At 37.7% G+C, this 17,724-nt stretch carries 19 protein-coding genes and 1 pseudogene; 17 read left to right on the top strand and 3 right to left on the bottom strand.

Annotated elements, in window-relative coordinates; translation table 11 throughout:
• Window positions 1–287 precede the first annotated feature (287 nt).
• Window positions 288–1,397, top strand: coding sequence for a methionine biosynthesis PLP-dependent protein (locus HMPREF2732_RS04250; protein ID WP_070591427.1), 1,110 nt, complete (start codon window positions 288–290; stop codon window positions 1,395–1,397).
• A gap of 117 nt (window positions 1,398–1,514) precedes the next feature.
• Complete coding sequence (gene trxA / locus HMPREF2732_RS04245; RefSeq protein ID WP_005696559.1) at window positions 1,515–1,838, top strand: thioredoxin; 324 nt, start codon at window positions 1,515–1,517, stop codon at window positions 1,836–1,838.
• Between the two features lie 53 nt (window positions 1,839–1,891).
• On the opposite strand, the gene HMPREF2732_RS04240 is transcribed toward trxA, so the two are convergent.
• A complete protein-coding gene (locus HMPREF2732_RS04240) occupies window positions 1,892–2,701 on the bottom strand; it encodes a DNA ligase (protein WP_070591423.1) in 810 nt (269 codons plus the stop codon).
• A gap of 184 nt (window positions 2,702–2,885) precedes the next feature.
• Here HMPREF2732_RS04240 and lpcA point away from each other — a divergent pair, with 184 nt between their 5' ends.
• The 8 genes from lpcA to HMPREF2732_RS04200 all read left to right on the top strand — a co-directional run bounded on the left by lpcA (window position 2,886) and on the right by HMPREF2732_RS04200 (window position 9,155).
• Entirely contained in the window at window positions 2,886–3,470 is a 585-nt protein-coding gene (lpcA, locus tag HMPREF2732_RS04235; protein WP_014065007.1) for a D-sedoheptulose 7-phosphate isomerase, read from the top strand.
• Between the two features lie 149 nt (window positions 3,471–3,619).
• Window positions 3,620–4,357: an arginine ABC transporter ATP-binding protein ArtP gene (gene artP / locus HMPREF2732_RS04230; RefSeq protein ID WP_049370083.1), complete on the top strand. Its 738-nt coding sequence runs from the start codon at window positions 3,620–3,622 to the stop codon at window positions 4,355–4,357.
• 11 nt (window positions 4,358–4,368) lie between these two features.
• Window positions 4,369–5,088 (top strand): arginine ABC transporter substrate-binding protein, encoded by a 720-nt coding sequence (locus HMPREF2732_RS04225; protein WP_049370084.1) that lies wholly within the window; start codon window positions 4,369–4,371, stop codon window positions 5,086–5,088.
• 3 nt (window positions 5,089–5,091) lie between these two features.
• Entirely contained in the window at window positions 5,092–5,763 is a 672-nt protein-coding gene (gene artQ, locus HMPREF2732_RS04220; protein WP_005696554.1) for an arginine ABC transporter permease ArtQ, read from the top strand.
• A complete protein-coding gene (artM, locus tag HMPREF2732_RS04215; protein WP_070591419.1) occupies window positions 5,763–6,446 on the top strand; it encodes an arginine ABC transporter permease ArtM in 684 nt (227 codons plus the stop codon). The genes artQ and artM overlap by 1 nt, the downstream gene beginning before the upstream one ends.
• An 89-nt stretch (window positions 6,447–6,535) precedes the next feature.
• Window positions 6,536–7,492: a helix-turn-helix transcriptional regulator gene (locus tag HMPREF2732_RS04210; protein WP_186821532.1), complete on the top strand. Its 957-nt coding sequence runs from the start codon at window positions 6,536–6,538 to the stop codon at window positions 7,490–7,492.
• 58 nt (window positions 7,493–7,550) lie between these two features.
• On the top strand, window positions 7,551–8,441 hold the full coding sequence (locus HMPREF2732_RS04205; protein WP_070591416.1) for a 5' nucleotidase, NT5C type: 891 nt from the start codon (window positions 7,551–7,553) through the stop codon (window positions 8,439–8,441).
• Between the two features lie 3 nt (window positions 8,442–8,444).
• Window positions 8,445–9,155, top strand: a complete 711-nt coding sequence (locus HMPREF2732_RS04200; RefSeq protein WP_070591413.1) for an SIR2 family NAD-dependent protein deacylase — start codon at window positions 8,445–8,447, stop codon at window positions 9,153–9,155.
• A 48-nt stretch (window positions 9,156–9,203) separates the two neighbouring features.
• Here HMPREF2732_RS04200 and rhuM read toward each other — a convergent pair whose 3' ends face one another.
• The gene (gene rhuM / locus HMPREF2732_RS04195; protein ID WP_070591411.1) at window positions 9,204–10,202 is read right to left on the bottom strand and encodes a virulence RhuM family protein/type II toxin-antitoxin system death-on-curing family toxin; all 999 of its coding nucleotides are present in this window, start codon (window positions 10,200–10,202) and stop codon (window positions 9,204–9,206) included.
• 224 nt (window positions 10,203–10,426) lie between these two features.
• Between rhuM and HMPREF2732_RS04190 the strand changes: the two genes are divergently transcribed.
• The 5 genes and pseudogenes from HMPREF2732_RS04190 (at window position 10,427) to HMPREF2732_RS04170 (ending at window position 14,919) form a co-directional block, all read left to right on the top strand.
• Window positions 10,427–10,627 carry a DNA translocase FtsK gene (locus HMPREF2732_RS04190; protein WP_070591408.1) on the top strand — a complete coding sequence of 67 codons (201 nt, stop codon included), beginning with the start codon at window positions 10,427–10,429 and terminating at the stop codon, window positions 10,625–10,627.
• A complete protein-coding gene (locus HMPREF2732_RS04185) occupies window positions 10,624–11,469 on the top strand; it encodes an SIR2 family NAD-dependent protein deacylase (RefSeq protein ID WP_070591406.1) in 846 nt (281 codons plus the stop codon). Before HMPREF2732_RS04190 ends, HMPREF2732_RS04185 begins: the two co-directional genes overlap by 4 nt.
• Entirely contained in the window at window positions 11,469–12,221 is a 753-nt protein-coding gene (locus HMPREF2732_RS04180; protein WP_070591404.1) for a PP2C family protein-serine/threonine phosphatase, read from the top strand. Before HMPREF2732_RS04185 ends, HMPREF2732_RS04180 begins: the two co-directional genes overlap by 1 nt.
• Before the next feature lie 36 nt (window positions 12,222–12,257).
• Window positions 12,258–12,788 (top strand): DUF1643 domain-containing protein, encoded by a 531-nt coding sequence (locus tag HMPREF2732_RS04175; protein ID WP_070591401.1) that lies wholly within the window; start codon window positions 12,258–12,260, stop codon window positions 12,786–12,788.
• Window positions 12,789–12,867: 79 nt separating this feature from the next.
• Window positions 12,868–14,919: pseudogene (locus HMPREF2732_RS04170) on the top strand (AAA family ATPase).
• A gap of 43 nt (window positions 14,920–14,962) precedes the next feature.
• Here the strand turns inward: HMPREF2732_RS04170 and HMPREF2732_RS04165 are convergent.
• Window positions 14,963–15,196, bottom strand: a complete 234-nt coding sequence (locus tag HMPREF2732_RS04165) for a zinc ribbon domain-containing protein (RefSeq protein WP_014065022.1) — start codon at window positions 15,194–15,196, stop codon at window positions 14,963–14,965.
• Between the two features lie 202 nt (window positions 15,197–15,398).
• Between HMPREF2732_RS04165 and HMPREF2732_RS04160 the strand changes: the two genes are divergently transcribed.
• Both HMPREF2732_RS04160 and mraZ read left to right on the top strand, forming a co-directional pair.
• A complete protein-coding gene (locus tag HMPREF2732_RS04160; protein ID WP_070591399.1) occupies window positions 15,399–16,973 on the top strand; it encodes a carbon starvation CstA family protein in 1,575 nt (524 codons plus the stop codon).
• 208 nt (window positions 16,974–17,181) lie between these two features.
• The gene (gene mraZ / locus HMPREF2732_RS04155) at window positions 17,182–17,640 is read left to right on the top strand and encodes a division/cell wall cluster transcriptional repressor MraZ (protein ID WP_005696540.1); all 459 of its coding nucleotides are present in this window, start codon (window positions 17,182–17,184) and stop codon (window positions 17,638–17,640) included.
• The last annotated feature ends 84 nt before the right edge of the window (window positions 17,641–17,724 follow it).

Raw genomic sequence — 17,724 nt, 5'->3', positions numbered from 1 at the left:
AGGTCGTGCTCTACCAACTGAGCTATTCCCGCATACGCTGTTAGTGCGGTGCATTTTACGGGAATTTGAAATTCTGTCAATCGAAGATCTGAAAAAAAAATTCAAATGTTGAAAAAATCTTCGTTTCGGTTGAAATTACAGCAAAATTTGACTCAAGAATATAATTTTAGCTTAGTTTTCAATTTCTACTTTTATCGTGATTGGGTTTGTGACAAAATTGGAGCGTTTTGTTCGCCATTAAATCAAGAAAAGTGCGGTCAAATTTTTGCATGTTTTAGAGGTAAATTATGACACAACAATATTCTATCGATACATTATTAGCTCAAGCGGGAAATCGCAGTGATGAGCGCACTGGTGCGGTTTCAACGCCCATTTATCTTTCAACGGCTTATGGCCACCATGGGATTGGTGAAAGCACAGGGTTTGATTATACCCGCACGAAAAACCCAACACGTAGTGTTTTGGAAGATACCGTAGCAAAATTAGAAAATGGTGATCGTGGTTTTGCCTTTTCCTCTGGCATGGCGGCAATTCAAGTGCTGATGAACCTATTTAAAGGCCCTGATCAATGGATTGTGTCAAGTGATGTATATGGTGGGACTTATCGTTTATTGGATTTTGCCTATAAAAATAACAACAGCGTAAAACCCGTTTATGTGAACACCGCTTCTTTAACTGAAATTGAAGCCGCAATTACAGCGAATACAAAAGCAATTTTTATTGAAACCCCATCAAATCCATTAATGGAAGAGTGTGATGTAGCAGAAATTGCGAAATTAGCGGAAAAGCACAATTTATTAATGATTGTGGATAATACCTTCTTAACTCCTGTGCTATCTCGTCCATTAGATTTAGGCGCAGATATTGTGATCCACAGTGGTACAAAATATATTGCAGGTCATAATGATAGTTTAGTGGGCTTGATTATTGCAAAAGGACAAGAACTTTGTGATCGTATCGCTTATATTCAAAATGGTGCAGGTGCCGTACTTTCGCCATTTGATTCTTGGTTAACCGTGCGTGGTATGAAAACCCTTTCATTACGTATGAAACGCCATCAAGATAATGCGAAGGCGATTGCGGAATTTTTACGCGAACAACCACAAATTGATAGCGTGTTATATCCAAACAAAGGCGGAATGCTATCTTTCCGTTTGAAAGATGAAAATTGGGTAAATACGTTCTTAAAATCGATCAAGTTGATTACCTTTGCGGAAAGCTTAGGCGGTACAGAAAGTTTTATTACCTATCCTGCGACCCAAACCCATATGGATATTCCAGAAGCAGAACGCGTCGCTCGTGGTATTACAAACACATTATTACGTTTTTCTGTTGGTTTAGAAGATGTGGAAGACATCAAAGCCGATTTATTACAGGCATTTGCACAGCTTAAGTAATTAGTTTTTATCAATCGGACTAATCTGTGCAATCCAATATACCTTGTGTTATTATGCACAACATTAATTAACGTTAGGTGTTGATTCGTCAGCACCTTATTAAATAAGGAAACAAAAATGAGCGAAGTATTACATATTAATGATGCAGATTTTGAAACTACTGTTGTGCAATCTGATATCCCTGTATTAGTGGATTTCTGGGCACCATGGTGTGGCCCTTGCAAAATGATTGCGCCAATTTTAGATGAAATCGCACCTGAATTCGCAGGTAAAGCAAAAATCGTTAAAATCAACGTAGATGACAACCAATTAGTTGCAGGTCAATTTGGTGTACGTAGTATCCCAACTTTACTACTTTTCAAAAATGGCCAACTTGTTGCAACACAAGTGGGTGCATTACCGAAAAATCAATTAGCGGCGTTTATTAATCAACACCTATAATTGAGTTATTAAATATAAAGAGCGGTCAAAAATAGCGATGTTTTTGACCGCTCTTATTTTTTCTCTCGCCAATAAGTGGCAAAACGAGGTTTTCCGGAGTTGGTTAATCCACGATATTTATAGGTGATTGTGCTGCCAATAGGTGGTGGATTTTCACGCTCACTCAGATTAAATCCTGAGCCGATTTTGAATTTTCCACGATGATTTTCACAGGTAAGCGAGCCGAGTATATTCTCAAATTGTCCTTTTCCTTTGTGATGTGCTATCACAGTGCATTCTTCATCATAAGTGCTTTTTAACTTTAAAATTTGTGTACTGCGTTTTCTTTCGTAAGGCGCATGAGGATTACGTAATACAATCCCTTCACCTTTTTTCGCTTCCACTTCATGCAAATACTCGAATAAATGTGTTTTATCTCGTATCGGAATTTGCGGAATAATCTTGATATAAGGCGTAGGGTGTTCTTTCAAATAATCTTCTAAGGTTTTGAGACGTTCAAAGAGATTGCCTGATGCATTAGGCACATCAAAAACATAAAGTGTTAATTTTGCCCAATTATCACCTTTAAAAGACTTCGTGATAGAAGCAATCTCTTCAAATTGATTACGTTCACTAAAGAGCTCACCATCAATGGCAAAAGGTGGAAATTGAGCGGTAAAATAGGTCGGCGCAGGCAAGGGTAGCCCTTGACGACTTAATAATGTTTTGCCGTCCCAATAACCTCGTACCCCATCCAATTTTTCAGACATCACCCAACCTTGAACATCTTGGTTTTCATAAGTGCTTAATAGCATTAAATCACGCTCGTTCGCCCAGGTTATTTGGCTGAATAGAAGGTAAAGTAAAAAGTAAATCGCTCGCATAATCTCTCCTTTTTAAATTTATTGAGTTTAAAAAGTGCGGTCATTTTTTGAAGTGTTTTTAGCTGGATTTGCGATAGATATCGCAAAATAATGAGACGTAAGCTGAAAAAGGGCGCTAGATTATTTGAAATGAACGCTATACAATGCCAACGCTATTTCGAATTTAATTTTTAAGGAGAATAAAATGTATTTTGATCAAATTAAAGCTGAGCTTGTGGAAGCTCAAGATGTATTAAATAAGTTTGTTTCAGATGATAACAACATCAAACTCATTGAAAAAGCAGCTAAATTGTTAGCCGAAAGCTTTAAAAATGGCGGTAAAGTATTATCTTGCGGTAATGGTGGTTCCCACTGTGATGCCATGCACTTTGCAGAAGAACTCACTGGTCGTTATCGTGAAAATCGTCCAGGTTATCCTGCGATTGCAATTTCAGATGTGAGTCATTTAAGCTGTGTAAGTAATGACTTTGGTTATGAATATGTATTCTCTCGCTTTGTTGAAGCAGTGGGTAAAGAAGGTGATGTTTTATTTGGATTATCGACCTCTGGGAATTCTAAAAATATCTTAAATGCGATTGAAGCCGCGAAAGCAAAAGGCATGAAAGTGATTGCGATGACTGGTAAAGATGGCGGTAAAATGGCAGGCTTAGCGGATGTTGAAATTCGTGTGCCACACTTCGGTTATGCAGATCGTATTCAAGAAATCCACATCAAAGTGATTCATATTTTGATGATGTTAGTTGAATTTGAGATGGCGAAAGAGGCCTAATTCGCGATAAGTGCGGTTTAAAATTCAATGATTTAAAGATCCCAAAAAGTTTTTTGGGATTTTTTTACAAAAATACTTGCATAATTAATCACTAAAAAGTAATATTTATTCATTCTTAGAAATCAAGAGAGGATAGCAGTAAACTTAGTATGGCGATTAGTGTTAAAAATTTGAATTTCTTTTATGGTTCATCACAGGCATTGTTTGATATCAATCTTGATGCACAAGAAGGCGATACCGTGGTGTTACTTGGACCAAGTGGCGCAGGAAAAAGTACGTTAATCCGTACATTAAATTTATTAGAAGTGCCGACCTCTGGCGAATTGCATATTGCGAATAATCATTTTGATTTGTCTCAAGCGAATAATAATCCGAAAGCCATTCGTCAACTTCGTCAAGATGTGGGCATGGTATTTCAACAATACAATCTTTGGCCGCATTTAACGGTGATTGAAAACCTAATTGAAGCGCCCCAAAAAGTATTAGGCATTAGCGAAGAAGAAGCGAAAAAAGATGCATTAGAACTTTTAAAACGTTTACGTTTGGAAGAGCATGCCGATCGTTTTCCTCTTCACTTATCAGGCGGTCAGCAACAACGTGTTGCAATTGCTCGAGCATTAATGATGAAACCACAAGTGTTGTTGTTTGATGAACCAACGGCAGCACTGGACCCTGAAATTACAGCTCAAGTCGTTGATATTATTAAAGAACTTCAACAAACAGGTATTACTCAGGTGATTGTGACCCACGAAGTGAACGTGGCACAAAAAGTGGCGACCAAGGTCGTCTATATGGAACAAGGTAAGATTATTGAAATGGGCAGTGCAGATTGCTTTGATAATCCAAAAACCGAACAATTTAAACAATATCTTTCACACTCAGAATAAGGAAACACGACATGAAAAAATTACTTTTAAGCGCAATGTTAATGGGCTCAGCTTTTGCTGCAAATGCACAAGAAATCACTTTCGCGATGGAGCCGAGCTACCCGCCATTTGAAACAACAAATGAAAAAGGTGAAATTATCGGTTTTGATGTGGATGTAGCGAATGCAATTTGTAAAGAAATTCAAGCGACTTGTCATTTCAAAAGCCAATCTTTTGATGCATTAATTCCAAGCTTGAAAGCAAAACGTTTTGATGCAGCGATTTCTGCAATGGATATTACTGAAGCGCGTGCAAAACAAGTTTCATTTTCTAATGCGTATTATGACAGCACAGCAAGTTATGTCGCTTTAAAAGGCAAAGCAGATTTAGCTTCAGCAAAAACAATTGGTGTTCAAAACGGAACAACATTCCAACAATATACCGCAGCAGAAACCAAGCAATATAATGCAAAATCTTATGCAAGCTTACAAGATGCGATCTTAGACTTAAAAAATGGTCGTATTGATATCATCTTCGGTGATACTGCCGTATTGTCTGATATGATTTCTAAAGAGCCTGAAATTCAATTTGTTGGTGAGAAAGTGACTAACAAAAAATATTTCGGTAATGGTTTAGGTATTGCGGTGAATAAATCAAGCAAAGAATTGCTAGAAAGCTTAAATAAAGGTTTAGAAACCGTGAAAGCAAATGGTGAATACCAAAAAATCTATGACAAATGGATGACAAAATAATCTATGTTTTATGATTATCTTACATTAATTGGACATGCAGCCCTAATGACCTTAGGGCTTGCTATTTGCTCGTTAATTGTCGGTTTATTGCTCAGTATTATTTTTACGGCTTTAGAAGCGAATAAATATGTCTTTATTGCGAAACCCGCTTCTGTTGTGATCGCTTTATTGCGTGGTTTACCGGAAATTTTAGTGGTTCTACTGATTTATTTTGGTTCAACCCAAGTAGTAGAAATGCTGACGGGGGAGTATATTGAATTCAGCGCCTTTGGTTGTGGAGTATTTGCATTGTCTTTGATTTTTGCCTCTTATGCTTCACAAACCTTACGTGGTGCGATCCAAGCTATTCCAAAAGGGCAGTGGGAATCAGGTGCAGCGTTAGGATTAAGCCGACCTTATACTTTCATTCATTTGATTATGCCGCAAGTATGGCGACACGCTTTACCGGGCTTAAGCAATCAATGGCTCGTGTTATTAAAAGATACGGCATTGGTGTCATTAATTGGTGTTGATGATTTAATGCGTCAGGCTGGGTACATCAATACAAATACTCATGAACCTTTTACTTGGTATGGTATTGCTGCGTTGATTTATTTAGTGATTACGTTGATCAGCCAAGCGGGTATTCGCAAATTAGAATTACGTTTCACTCGATTTGAACGGGGAGTCGAATAATGTTTCAAGAGTATTTAGCAGTGATTGCTCAAGGCATTCCGACTAGCCTGTTGCTTACAGTCGTATCTTTGTTTATTGCCTTTTTCTTAGCATTGGGACTAACCTTCTTGCTTTCTATTGGCAATAAATTGGTGAAAAGTGCGGTCAATTTATTCCTTGTTTTATTTACAGGGACCCCGCTTTTAGTGCAATTTTTCTTAATTTATGCTGGCCCTGGTCAATTCCAATGGTTGGTGGAAAGTCCATTATGGGGATTATTCTCCAACGCATGGTTCTGTGCAGCATTAGCTTTAGCCTTGAATAGTGCCGCTTATTCAACCCAATTATTCCATGGCGCAGTCAAAGCGATCTCTAAAGGTCAATGGGAAAGCTGTGCGGCATTAGGGTTAAGTCGTATGCAGACGTTAAAAATCCTAATTCCTTATGCATTAAAACGTGCGCTTCCTTCTTATACCAATGAAATTATCTTGGTATTTAAGGGTACAGCATTAGCTTCTACCATCACGATCATGGATATCATGGGATATGCACGCCAACTTTACGGCACAGAATATGATGCACTCACTATCTACGGTATTGCAGGTGGAATTTATCTCATCATTACCGGCATTGCCACTTTATTACTTCGTCAGTTAGAAAATAAAGTGTTGTCATTCGAACGTATTGATACCGCCAAAGCATAAAGTGCGGTCAAAAATAGAAACAAATCGGGCAGTTTAAAAATTGCCCGATTTTTTATATGATTAAAGAAAATATTTTTATTTATGAGGCAATTATGTCCGAATCATCTTCCCTAAAATTCCATCTCGAACTATTACGTTTAATTCCGAAAAACTATTCCATTAGCTCATTAGAATTGCGAGAGAAATTGCTCGCATTAGGCATTGAGCGCGATTTGCGCAGTATTCAGCGTGCACTGAATACGTTATGTGAGCAGTTTGAAATTGATTGCAATACCAATGATAAGCCCTATAGCTATCGCTGGAAGCCTGATGCGAAAGGCTTAGATATGCCGATTTTAAATGAACAACAATCGTTAGTGTTGATGCTGGCAAAGCAATATTTAACTGGTATTTTGCCAACCAATATTATGCGGTCAATGGACGGTTTCTTTAAACAGGCGGAATATAATTTAGCTTATGGCAAAAATCAGAAAAAGGAAGCCTCTGAGTGGTTGAATAAAGCTGGGATTGCTCCCACTAGCCAGCCATTATTACCCGCAAAGATTGATCCTGAAGTATTCAATAAAGTAAGTATTGCTCTTTATCATAATAAATACATTAACATGATCTATCGTAAGAATGATGGAAATATACGTGATGCTCAAGTTAAACCCCTTGCATTAGTGCAGCAAGGTCCAAGTACTTATTTGGTGGTTCAATATGAGAGTGGAGCGATTAGACATCTTGCGTTACATCGATTTATTTCGGTTAATGTCAGTACGATGCAATTTGAACGCCCAAAATTTAGTTTAAAAGCGCATATCGAAAGCCAAAACTTTGGTTTTAGCTCAGGTAAGAAAATTCGCCTAACCTTCCGCATTGATAAAGAAACAGGTGGATTTTTGACAGAAACACCATTATCAACCGATCAAACGGTAAAAGATTGTGGCTCTGAATATGAAATTTCCGCTACCGTGATTGAGAGCGCTATGCTGGAGTGGTGGATTGCCCATTTTGGTGAAGATTACCAAGAAATTGACCGCACTTATTTAGACGAAAATGCCTAACGACATAAATTGTCGCTTCATCTTTTATCATTAAGCCATCAACAGAGAGGGCATTAAAATGAAGAAAATTGTTTATATTGATATGGATAATGTGATGGTTGATTTCCCGTCTGGTATTGCAAAATTAGATGAGAAAACTAAGCAAGAGTATGAAGGTCGATATGATGAGGTCGAGGGCATTTTTAGCTTAATGGAGCCGATACCTAACGCCATTTCAGCCGTTCATAAATTGATGAAGAAATATCATATTTATGCACTTTCTACCGCCCCTTGGCATAATCCATCAGCTTGGAGTGATAAAGTAAAATGGATTCAGCGTTATTTCGGCGAAGAAAAAGGCTCGGCATTATACAAACGGTTAATTTTATCTCACCATAAAAACCTGAACAAAGGCGATTATTTAATTGATGATCGCACTAAAAATGGGGCGGATAAATTCGAAGGCAAACACTTACATTTTGGTACTGAACAATTTGCTAACTGGAACTGTGTACTATCTTACTTAGATTGCGGGCCTTTTACACCAAGTGACATTTTGCAAGATTGTTTAAAAAAGCCGGCCGCCCTCGTGCAAGTTGAAAATGAGGAGCAAAGCCGAGTCATTGCTGCTTTTGCAGATCGCTATAAATGGCAAGTGTTTAATTTAGCCTGTATTTATGCGGATGAAACATCAACCGAACACAAAACGGTCTATTTAATTATCAGCCCTTATCTCAGTGATGAATTTAAAATGCGTATTGAAGCAATGTGTGCTCATATTCAAGCCGAATATGACGTGTTATTACGCTCAAAATCACAGCTAAAACAATATTTTCAACGCCTTTCAGAGAAGTCATTCTTGCATATTGAAAGCTATACTTATCAACCCCTTTATAAAGCAGGGAATATATTTGGCATGATGGCTAGAGATAGACAGATTGATGAAATTTTAGAAGAAAAAGGAGCCTGAAAAATGACAGAGAAAAATAAACCAATTTGCGTGATATTAACGGGAGCTGGAATTAGTGCTGAAAGTGGTATTCCTACTTTTAGAGCAGAAGATGGCTTATGGGCTGGGCATAAAGTGGAGGAAGTTTGTACGCCTGAAGCCTTAAAGAAAAACCGTGCAAAAGTATTGGCGTTTTATAATGAACGACGTCGTAATGCTCAAGCTGCAGAGCCAAATGCTGCACACTTAGCTTTGGTTGAATTGGAAGAGTTTTATGAAGTTCATATAATCACTCAAAATGTGGATGATTTACATGAGCGAGCGGGAAGTACTAACGTACTCCATTTACATGGTGAATTGAATAAAGCTCGCAGCAGTTTTAATACCGATTACATTGTTCCATGTTTGGGTGATCAACTGTTAGAGGATAAGGATAATCACGGTCATCCAATGCGTCCACATATAGTCTTTTTTGGGGAAAATGTACCCATGTTTCCTAAAGCAGAAAAGTTAGTGAAAAAGGCAGATATTGTGATTGTTATTGGCACTTCATTACAAGTTTATCCAGCTAATGGATTGGTAAATCTCGCTCCATATGGTTCACTTATCTATTTGATCGATCCTAATCCCAACACAGGCTTTGTTCGTAAGCAAGTTATCGTAATAAAAGAAAAAGCGGGTGAGGGAGTTCCGAAGGTGGTCGCCGAATTATTAGAGAAAATTAAAAAATCATAGAAAATCGACCGCACTTTTTAAATAAATAGCGACTTCGGTCGCTATTTATCATTTATTCTCTTGTTTAAGCATATGCATAATAAGCCTAATAAGCGTTTCTTTTTGTTTTGGATCAGATTCTGCCACTAATAAAGTGAGTGCTGCAAGCCCAGTATCATTGATAACAGGAAGTCCATTCTGATCAAACAAACGCCCATTTCTATGTAAGAAATCTACAAATAAAAATGCGCCACTACGTTTATTACCATCTGAAAAAGGATGATTCTTGACGACAAAATAAAGTAAATGTGCCGCTTTTGCTTCAATGCTTGGATAAGCAGGTTCACCAAATACACTTTGATCTAAATTACCTAGAATCGCAGATAAGCCATTATCTCGTTCACGTCCAAACAGATCACTTGCTTCACCTTTTGCCATCAGCTGTGATTTTAACTCTGCTAGTGCAGAACAAGCCTCGGCATAAGTCGGTAATGTACCGCCTTGCTGTGTTTGTGGTTCAGTAAGTAAACCTTCATCATATTGTTGTAGCCATAAAAAGGTATGCGTATAACGGCTGACAATATCCACTAGTCCACGACCGCTTTCTAGCGTTAATTCCGATGAATTTGCCGTTTTTTGAATAAGTGCAAGTGCTTGCTCTAATTCGTGAGCATTTTGCTGCAAACGTTTTTGGTTAATGGTATAGCCTTGAGTCAGATATTCTTTTAAACGTGCAGTTGCCCAGATTCTAAATTTAGTACCTAAAATAGAATTAACTCTATAACCCACAGATATAATTACATCAAGATTATAGTATTCGATTGTTCGATTAATTTGTCTTTTGCCTTCAATTTGAACTGTTGCATTTTTTGCAACAGTTGCTTCTCTATTTAACTCGCCATCAGTATAGATATTGCGTAAATGACGTGAAATAACAGACTTATCTCGTCCAAATAAATCAGCCATCTGCTGTAAACTTAGCCAAACGGTATCATTTTCAAATCTCACTTCCACTTGCGTTGTGCCATCTTGAGCTTGGTAAATTTCAATCGGATTTTGATGATTCATATTCTTTTCCTTAATAAGTTATATGTATATATAAACAGATAAATATACATATTGCAATAAGGATAATCTTATTTGTAAAAGATCTTCTAAAAATAACCGCTTGTAACATTCTCCAGCGACACGAAATGTCGCTTCCTTCCATATAATTTTTTCCATAAAAGAGAGTTTTTTACCTCTTACAACACGCTTAAGCCCTTTTATAGAAACAACACAGGAGAAAACTTATGGCAATGAAAGTCACTTTTAAACGAGATCCACTTTTTGAGGATGTAAAAAAATTCGTGCAACAAGAAAAATTTACATCTGGTTCACGGATTCAACGCAAATTTAGTTTAGGCTTTAATCGAGCTGCGAGAATTGTAGAACAACTAGAAGAAGCAGGCGTTATTTCATCAATGAAAAATGGACAGGGAAAAGTATTATGAAAAATGATTTAAATTATGCAGTGGAACTTATCCGAAAGGCCGATGGCATTTTAATTACTGCTGGGGCAGGAATGAGCGTGGATTCAGGTTTGCCGGATTTTAGAAGTGTAGGCGGGTTTTGGAATGCCTACCCAATGTTTAAAGGCCGTAATATCAATTTCCAAGATATTGCGACACCATTGGCTTATGAAACCCATCAAGAGTTAGCTTATTGGTTTTATGGGCATCGTTTGTCGCAATATCGTGCAACAAGCCCGCATGAGGGCTACCAAATTTTAAAACGTTGGGCAGAAAGCAAACCGCATGGTTATTTTGTTTTTACAAGCAATGTGGATGGGCATTTTCAGAAAGCGGGGTTTGAAGAGGGGCGTATTTATGAAGTGCATGGCACACTAGAGCGCTTGCAGTGTGCGCATAATTGCCGTGATTTGAGCTGGTCTGCAAAAGAATTTCAACCAGTGGTGGATAACGAAAACTTGCGCTTATTAAGTGAGCCACCTCGTTGCCCTTATTGTCAGCGTTTGGCAAGACAAAATGTACTCATGTTTGACGATTATTTTTACAGCAGTAATTATCAAAATTTAAAACGAAATAAGCTCGATTTATGGTTGAAAGAAGTGCAAAATCTCGTCGTTATCGAACTGGGAGCGGGGAAAGCCATTCCAACTGTGCGTCGATTTTCTGAACGTACGGCAAAAGCAAAAAAGGGCGGATTTATCCGTATTAACCCACAAGATGCAGGCGTGCCGAAAATGCACTTTTTAAGTCTAGAAATGAAAGCGTTAGATGCGCTAAAAGCGATTGATCGCCTTCTAAATCCTTCTCAACAAGCGGTTGAATAATGGAAAATTTTTGCGAAATTACCTTCTGCCAACAAATTGGCAGCAATAAGCGACACAACCAAGATGCCCTTTTTAATGGCGAGTCGGTGTTTCAATATAAACTCAAAACGGCTGAAAAACGCCTTGAAAACCGACCGCACTTTATTGTGGGCGTGGCAGACGGTATTTCCAATAGCAATCGTTCGGAAAAAGCGAGCAAATTGGCAATGCAATTATTAAGCAAAATGGAAAGCCTAAGTCGCCAAACGATCTACGATTTACAATCCAGTTTATCAGCAGAGTTAGCAGAGGATTATTTTGGTTCGGCGACCACGTTTGTGGCTGCCGAAATTGATCAAATCACTCGTAAAGCCAAAATTCTCAGCGTAGGGGATAGCCGTGCTTATTTAATTGATGCCCAAGATAAATGGCAACAAATCACCCAAGATCATTCTATTCTTTCTGAATTGTTAGCTGATTTCCCCGATAAAAAAGAGGAAGATTTTGCCACGATTTATGGCGGCGTTTCTTCTTGTTTAGTCGCCGATTATTCCGAATTCCAAGATAAAATTTTTTATCAAGAAATTGAAATTCAACAAGGGGAAAGTTTATTACTGTGTTCTGATGGGTTAACAGATGGCCTTTCAGAAGAAATGAGAGAAAAGATTTGGAAACAATATGATAATGACAAATCAAGATTGACGGTGTGTCGTAAATTAATTACGAAACAGAAGTTTTATGATGATTTATCGGTGGTGATTTGTAGAGTATAATTATTAATCAAAATAAGTTAATTAATGGAGTATGTTATGGAATATCTTATTGATGTTTATCTTACTGATGCAGAAAATAATTATCGTTATGCGTTAGGTTATCAGTCAGAAAAAACACTTTTTGTAATTGGGTTAAATCCAAGTACTGCATGTGATAAAACACCTGATAATACAATTAGAAAGGTAATGGGATTAGCTGAGTATAACGGCTACACTAGCTTTATTATGCTAAATTTATATCCTAAACGAGATACGTATCCAGATGATTTACCTGATGAGGCTGATAAAAAAATACTGGAGGAAAATCTTTCTATTATTTATGAGTTAATAAAAAAAGAAAAGCAGGCTAATATCTTATTGGCATGGGGAAATAATATTTTTTCTCGTGCTTATTTACTAGACAGTATTAAAATGATTTATAAAAAACTGGAGAGTTGTAAGCCTAATTGGTTTCAAGTGGGGACATTGACGAAAAGAGGTCAGCCTAGACATCCATTATATCTCTCATATCAAGCATTTACACCAATAGATATGGATGATTATCTAAAAACGTTACATTTAATCTAGACGACACAATCTGTCGCTATCCTTTTTAAACTATGCTCAAACCTATTAGGTTTGAGCATTTTTTATTGGAGTGATGATTATGTCGAAATTCAAACTTAACCCGTCGTTGGTTTCTCCTTATACCGAAAAATTAATGTTGCAACTTTTATTAGAGCATCGAGGATTTTCAGAGGTTTTTCATGAGGATGTTTGGCGATATGACAATATTGCAGCGGCTTTAGGTTTACCGGGTGAAATGGAGCGTTGTGATGATTTCCGTGCGAAAGTGAAAAAATTATTACAAGCACGAAATAAAACATTGCCCAAATTGACTGCACTTTGCGTAAACGAGAATTCAATTATTCAACAAAATATCGATAAATTGACTCAATTATTATCATTGAATACAGCTGAGCAGACAGTTTTTCGCTTAGCTATTCAGTTCCGTTTAGATGAAGCATTGAAAGAATTGAGTGGAGCATTACCAAAATCTAATTTGGCAGAGCTAGGTGAGGTATTATCAAATTTATTTGATTTACCCAAATCGGACATTATTTCTGCCTTAAAAGATAAAGGAAAACTATTAGGCTATGGCTTGCTCGCTCGAAACTATAATCCAGATAGAATCCATGAATATTTGGATTGGGGCAAAATGCTAGATTTTGATGAGTTTATCTCGGAAGCATTAAATGAACAGATGCTATTAAAATCGTGCACTCAGCCTGCGATTGAAACGAGTTTAAGTTTAGACAATTTTTCTTATCTAGGTAAGATGAAAACCATGATGCTGGATTATCTTCAGTCCTCATTTGCTACTCATAGAAAAGGCGTAAATATTTTAATTTATGGTGCACCAGGTACGGGAAAAACAGAGTTGGCAACTTTGTTGGGTAAAGCGTTGTGCGTTTCGGTGCATAACATTACCTATATGGATGGAGATGGGGATGTGATTAGCGCAGAAGATCGTTTGAATAAATGTCGTTTTGCGCAGAAGGTGTTAGAAGGACAATCTTCGCTATTGATTTTTGATGAAATAGAAGATGTTTTTCGCGCTAGTTTCTTTGAGCAATCAGTGGCACAGCAGAATAAAGCTTGGATGAATCAGTTATTGGAAAACAATAACGTGCCGATGATTTGGTCATCTAATTCTGTTTCGGGCATAGATCCTGCTTTTTTACGTCGCTTTGATTTAATTTTAGAAATGCCAGATTTGCCGTTGAAAAATAAGTCAGCACTCATTACGCAACTGACTGAGGGAAAATTAAGTCCGGCTTATGTCCAGCATTTTGCTAAAGTGCGGTTATTAACGCCTGCGATTTTAAGCCGCACAATTCGGGTGGCAAAGGAACTCAATACGTCAAATTTTGCTGAGACTTTGCTCATGATGTTTAATCAAACGTTAAAGTCGCAAAATAAACCGAAAATCGAACCGCTTGTTTTAGGTAAAGCTGACTATAACTTAGATTATGTGGCTTGTAATGACAATATTCATCGTATTAGTGAAGGGTTAAAACGGTCGAAAAAAGGGCGAATTTGTTGCTATGGCCCGCCGGGAACAGGAAAAACTGCTTGGGCAGCATGGCTTGCAGAACAGTTAGATATGCCGCTGTTGCTAAGACAAGGCTCAGATTTACTTAATCCTTATGTAGGCGGGACAGAACGGAATATCGCACAAGCTTTTGAGCAAGCGAAAGCTGATAATGCATTATAGGTGCTAGATGAAGTGGATACGTTCCTGTTTTCACGTGATGGCGCAGAACGTAGTTGGGAACGTTCACAAGTAAATGAAATGCTAACGCAAATTGAACGTTTTGAGGGATTGATGGTGGTATCAACAAATTTAATTGAGGTACTCGATCCTGCTGCTTTACGCCGTTTTGATTTGAAACTGAAGTTTGATTATTTAACGCTGCCACAACGTTTAGATTTCGCTAAACAACAGGCTGAAATCTTAGGGTTGCCATCATTATCGGAAGAGGATTTAAGTCAGATTGAATCGCTTAATCTGCTGACGCCTGGGGATTTTGCTGCGGTGGCTCGTCGTCATCAATTTTCCCCTTTTCAAAAGGTGCAAGATTGGCTGAGCGCATTACAAGGTGAATGTGAAGTGAAACCAGCGTTTTCTGCAACGACAAGACGGATAGGGTTCTAATTAAAGTGCGGTCATAATTTTTATGGTTTTTTGACCGCATTTTTTATTCTCCTGTCAGCCAGCTTGCGAGCAAAATAACGATAGTGAAAATAGCGAACCAGATAAGGTGAAGTTTAGTGCTTTTTCGATTAATTTCGGCATTATGCTGGCGTCGTTCTTCGAGTTTTTGTTTGTAAATTTCAAGATCTTCTTCTTTAAAAGAAAAACCACAATTTGGACAAAATTGAGCAGATTCGCTGATTTTTTTACGACATTCAGGGCAGCGGGTGAGAGCCATTGATGATCCTTTATTAGTTATTTTAATTTATATCCCTATTGTAAGTGAAAAAAACGTAATGATAAACGTGACATGGATCACAAAATTGAAACAATGTAAAAATTAAAATTTTGATTTTGATGATTTTCACTTAGAATACCGCCGACGAAGTCTAGTATATGACTAAATTTCGGTATTCATTTATTCCTGAGGAGTATTTTTTATGTTGTGGTTTTTCTTCTGCGTGGCGTTATTGCTTGCAGGTTATTTCTTTTATAGTCGAGTGATTGAGCGCATTTTTGTGATCAATCCAAATCGTCAAACGCCAGCGTATACCATGAATGATGGCGTTGACTATATGCCAATGTCTAAAACTAAGATTTGGTTAATTCAATTATTAAATATTGCAGGTACAGGCCCAATCTTTGGTCCGATTCTTGGTGCGTTATACGGACCAGTTGCAATGCTTTGGATTGTGGTGGGTTGTATCTTTGCGGGTGCGGTACACGATTATTTCTGTGGAATGTTAAGTGTGCGTAATGGCGGTGCATCTATGCCTAACCTCGCAGGTAAATACTTAGGTCGTCCAGTTAAAGCATTTATTAACATCTTAGCGGTTGTACTTTTATTATTAGTGGGTGTGGTATTCGTTGCAAGTCCAGCTCAATTAATGGGTACGATTACAATGGATGTGTTCGGTGCTGCATCAGGTAGCATTTCTATTAGCAATGCGGAAGAAATCCATCAGGTAGCTGAAGCAGGTGGTATTACCGTTTGGGGTATGGATAAAGCGACTGTTATCAGTGTTTGGACTGGTATCATTTTCATTTACTATATTCTTGCGACATTACTTCCGGTTGATAAAATCATCGGTCGTATCTACCCATTCTTCGGTGCATTATTACTCTTTATGTCTGTAGGTATGGTATATGGTTTAGTAAGTGCAGATCTTAGCTCAGCAGACCCAATTTCTTTCTATCGTTCTGTGGACGGTATGTCTTTTGAGAAATTCTTCCAAAACTTTGAAACCCGTGCAGATTTACCATTATGGCCACTCTTGTTCTTAACAATATCTTGTGGTGCATTATCTGGTTTCCACGCAACACAAAGCCCGTTAATGGCGCGTTGTACTGAAAACGAAAAAGAAGGACGTTTCATTTTCTACGGTGCGATGATCGGTGAAGGTGTGATTGCGTTAGTATGGTGTGCAGTTGGTTTAAGTTTCTATGATTCTTTACCAGATTTATTAGCAGCGATTAAAGCAGGTTCTCCTTCTAAAGTGGTTTATGACTCTTCTATCCACTTCTTAGGTCTTGTTGGTGGTATTTTTGCCGTGTTAGGTGTGGTTGTTCTTCCAATTACATCAGGCGATACAGCATTCCGTGCGGCACGTCTTGTTATTGCAGAATTTTTCCATTTAGAACAAAAAACCTTAGCTAAACGTTTAATTATTGCTGTGCCATTATTCGTGGTTGGTTATATCGTATCAAAAGTGGATTTCTCTATCTTATGGCGTTACTTCACTTGGGCGAACCAAACTACTGCGATGGTTATGTTATGGACTGCAGCTGCGTATTTATATCGCTATAATAAATTCCACTGGATATGTACAATCCCTGCGGCATTTATCAGTACCGTATGTTTTACTTACCTTGCATACAACAAAATTGGTTTCGGTTTAGACTATCAATTATCTGTTTATATCGGCTTAGGTTTAACAGTACTTTGTTTAGTATTATTCTTCACACAGCTTAAACCATTAGGTGAACGTGACGAAGAAGCGTATGTAAATAACTAGTCAAATTGAGTTAAAAATTGAAAAACCGTTTGAGGAAAACCTCAAACGGTTTTTTTGTTTATTTTATTACCAAAATTTACCAATCTTTACGTTTTAATTGCTTGCAAGTTAAGGCTACAACCGATAAACTTACATAAAGTGGTGAAAAGTGGAATTTTGTGGAGAATTCTGCTAATTTTTCTAAAAATAAACGTTTAAAGGTAGAAAAATGTTTCGTGGTGCAGCAGCGGTAAATTTAGATGCGAAGGGTCGTGTAGCGATTCCTACTCGTTATCGTGCTGAAATCATGGAAAAGAACCAAGGCCAAATGGTTTGTACTGTTGATATTCGTCAGCCTTGTTTATTACTTTATCCTTTAGATGAGTGGGAAAAAATCGAACAAAAACTACTTTCACTCTCCAACTTTGACCCAAATCAACGCCGTTTACAACGTGTTATGCTCGGTTATGCCACAGAATGTGAAATGGATGCGCAAGGTCGTATCTTATTAAGTGGTCCATTACGTCAACACGCAAAATTAGAAAAAGGCTTAATGTTGGTAGGGCAGTTGAATAAATTTGAAATTTGGAGTGATACCGAATGGTATGCACAAATTGATGAAGACATTGAAATTGGCTCAAGTGCTGAATTTGGTGCTTCTGAAGAACTAAAAATGCTGTCATTATAGAACAGCAGCACTAGCAGGATAAGCGGTGCTTGCGCCGCTCTATCTTTTCTTTATCGATTTTGATTTAACGTTTACTTTTTATTT

Origin of the sequence: Haemophilus sp. HMSC061E01 (genome assembly GCF_001810345.1) — a bacterium.
Taxonomy (GTDB): Bacteria; Pseudomonadota; Gammaproteobacteria; order Enterobacterales; family Pasteurellaceae; genus Haemophilus_D.
This window is presented reverse-complemented; position numbering and strand designations above follow the sequence as displayed.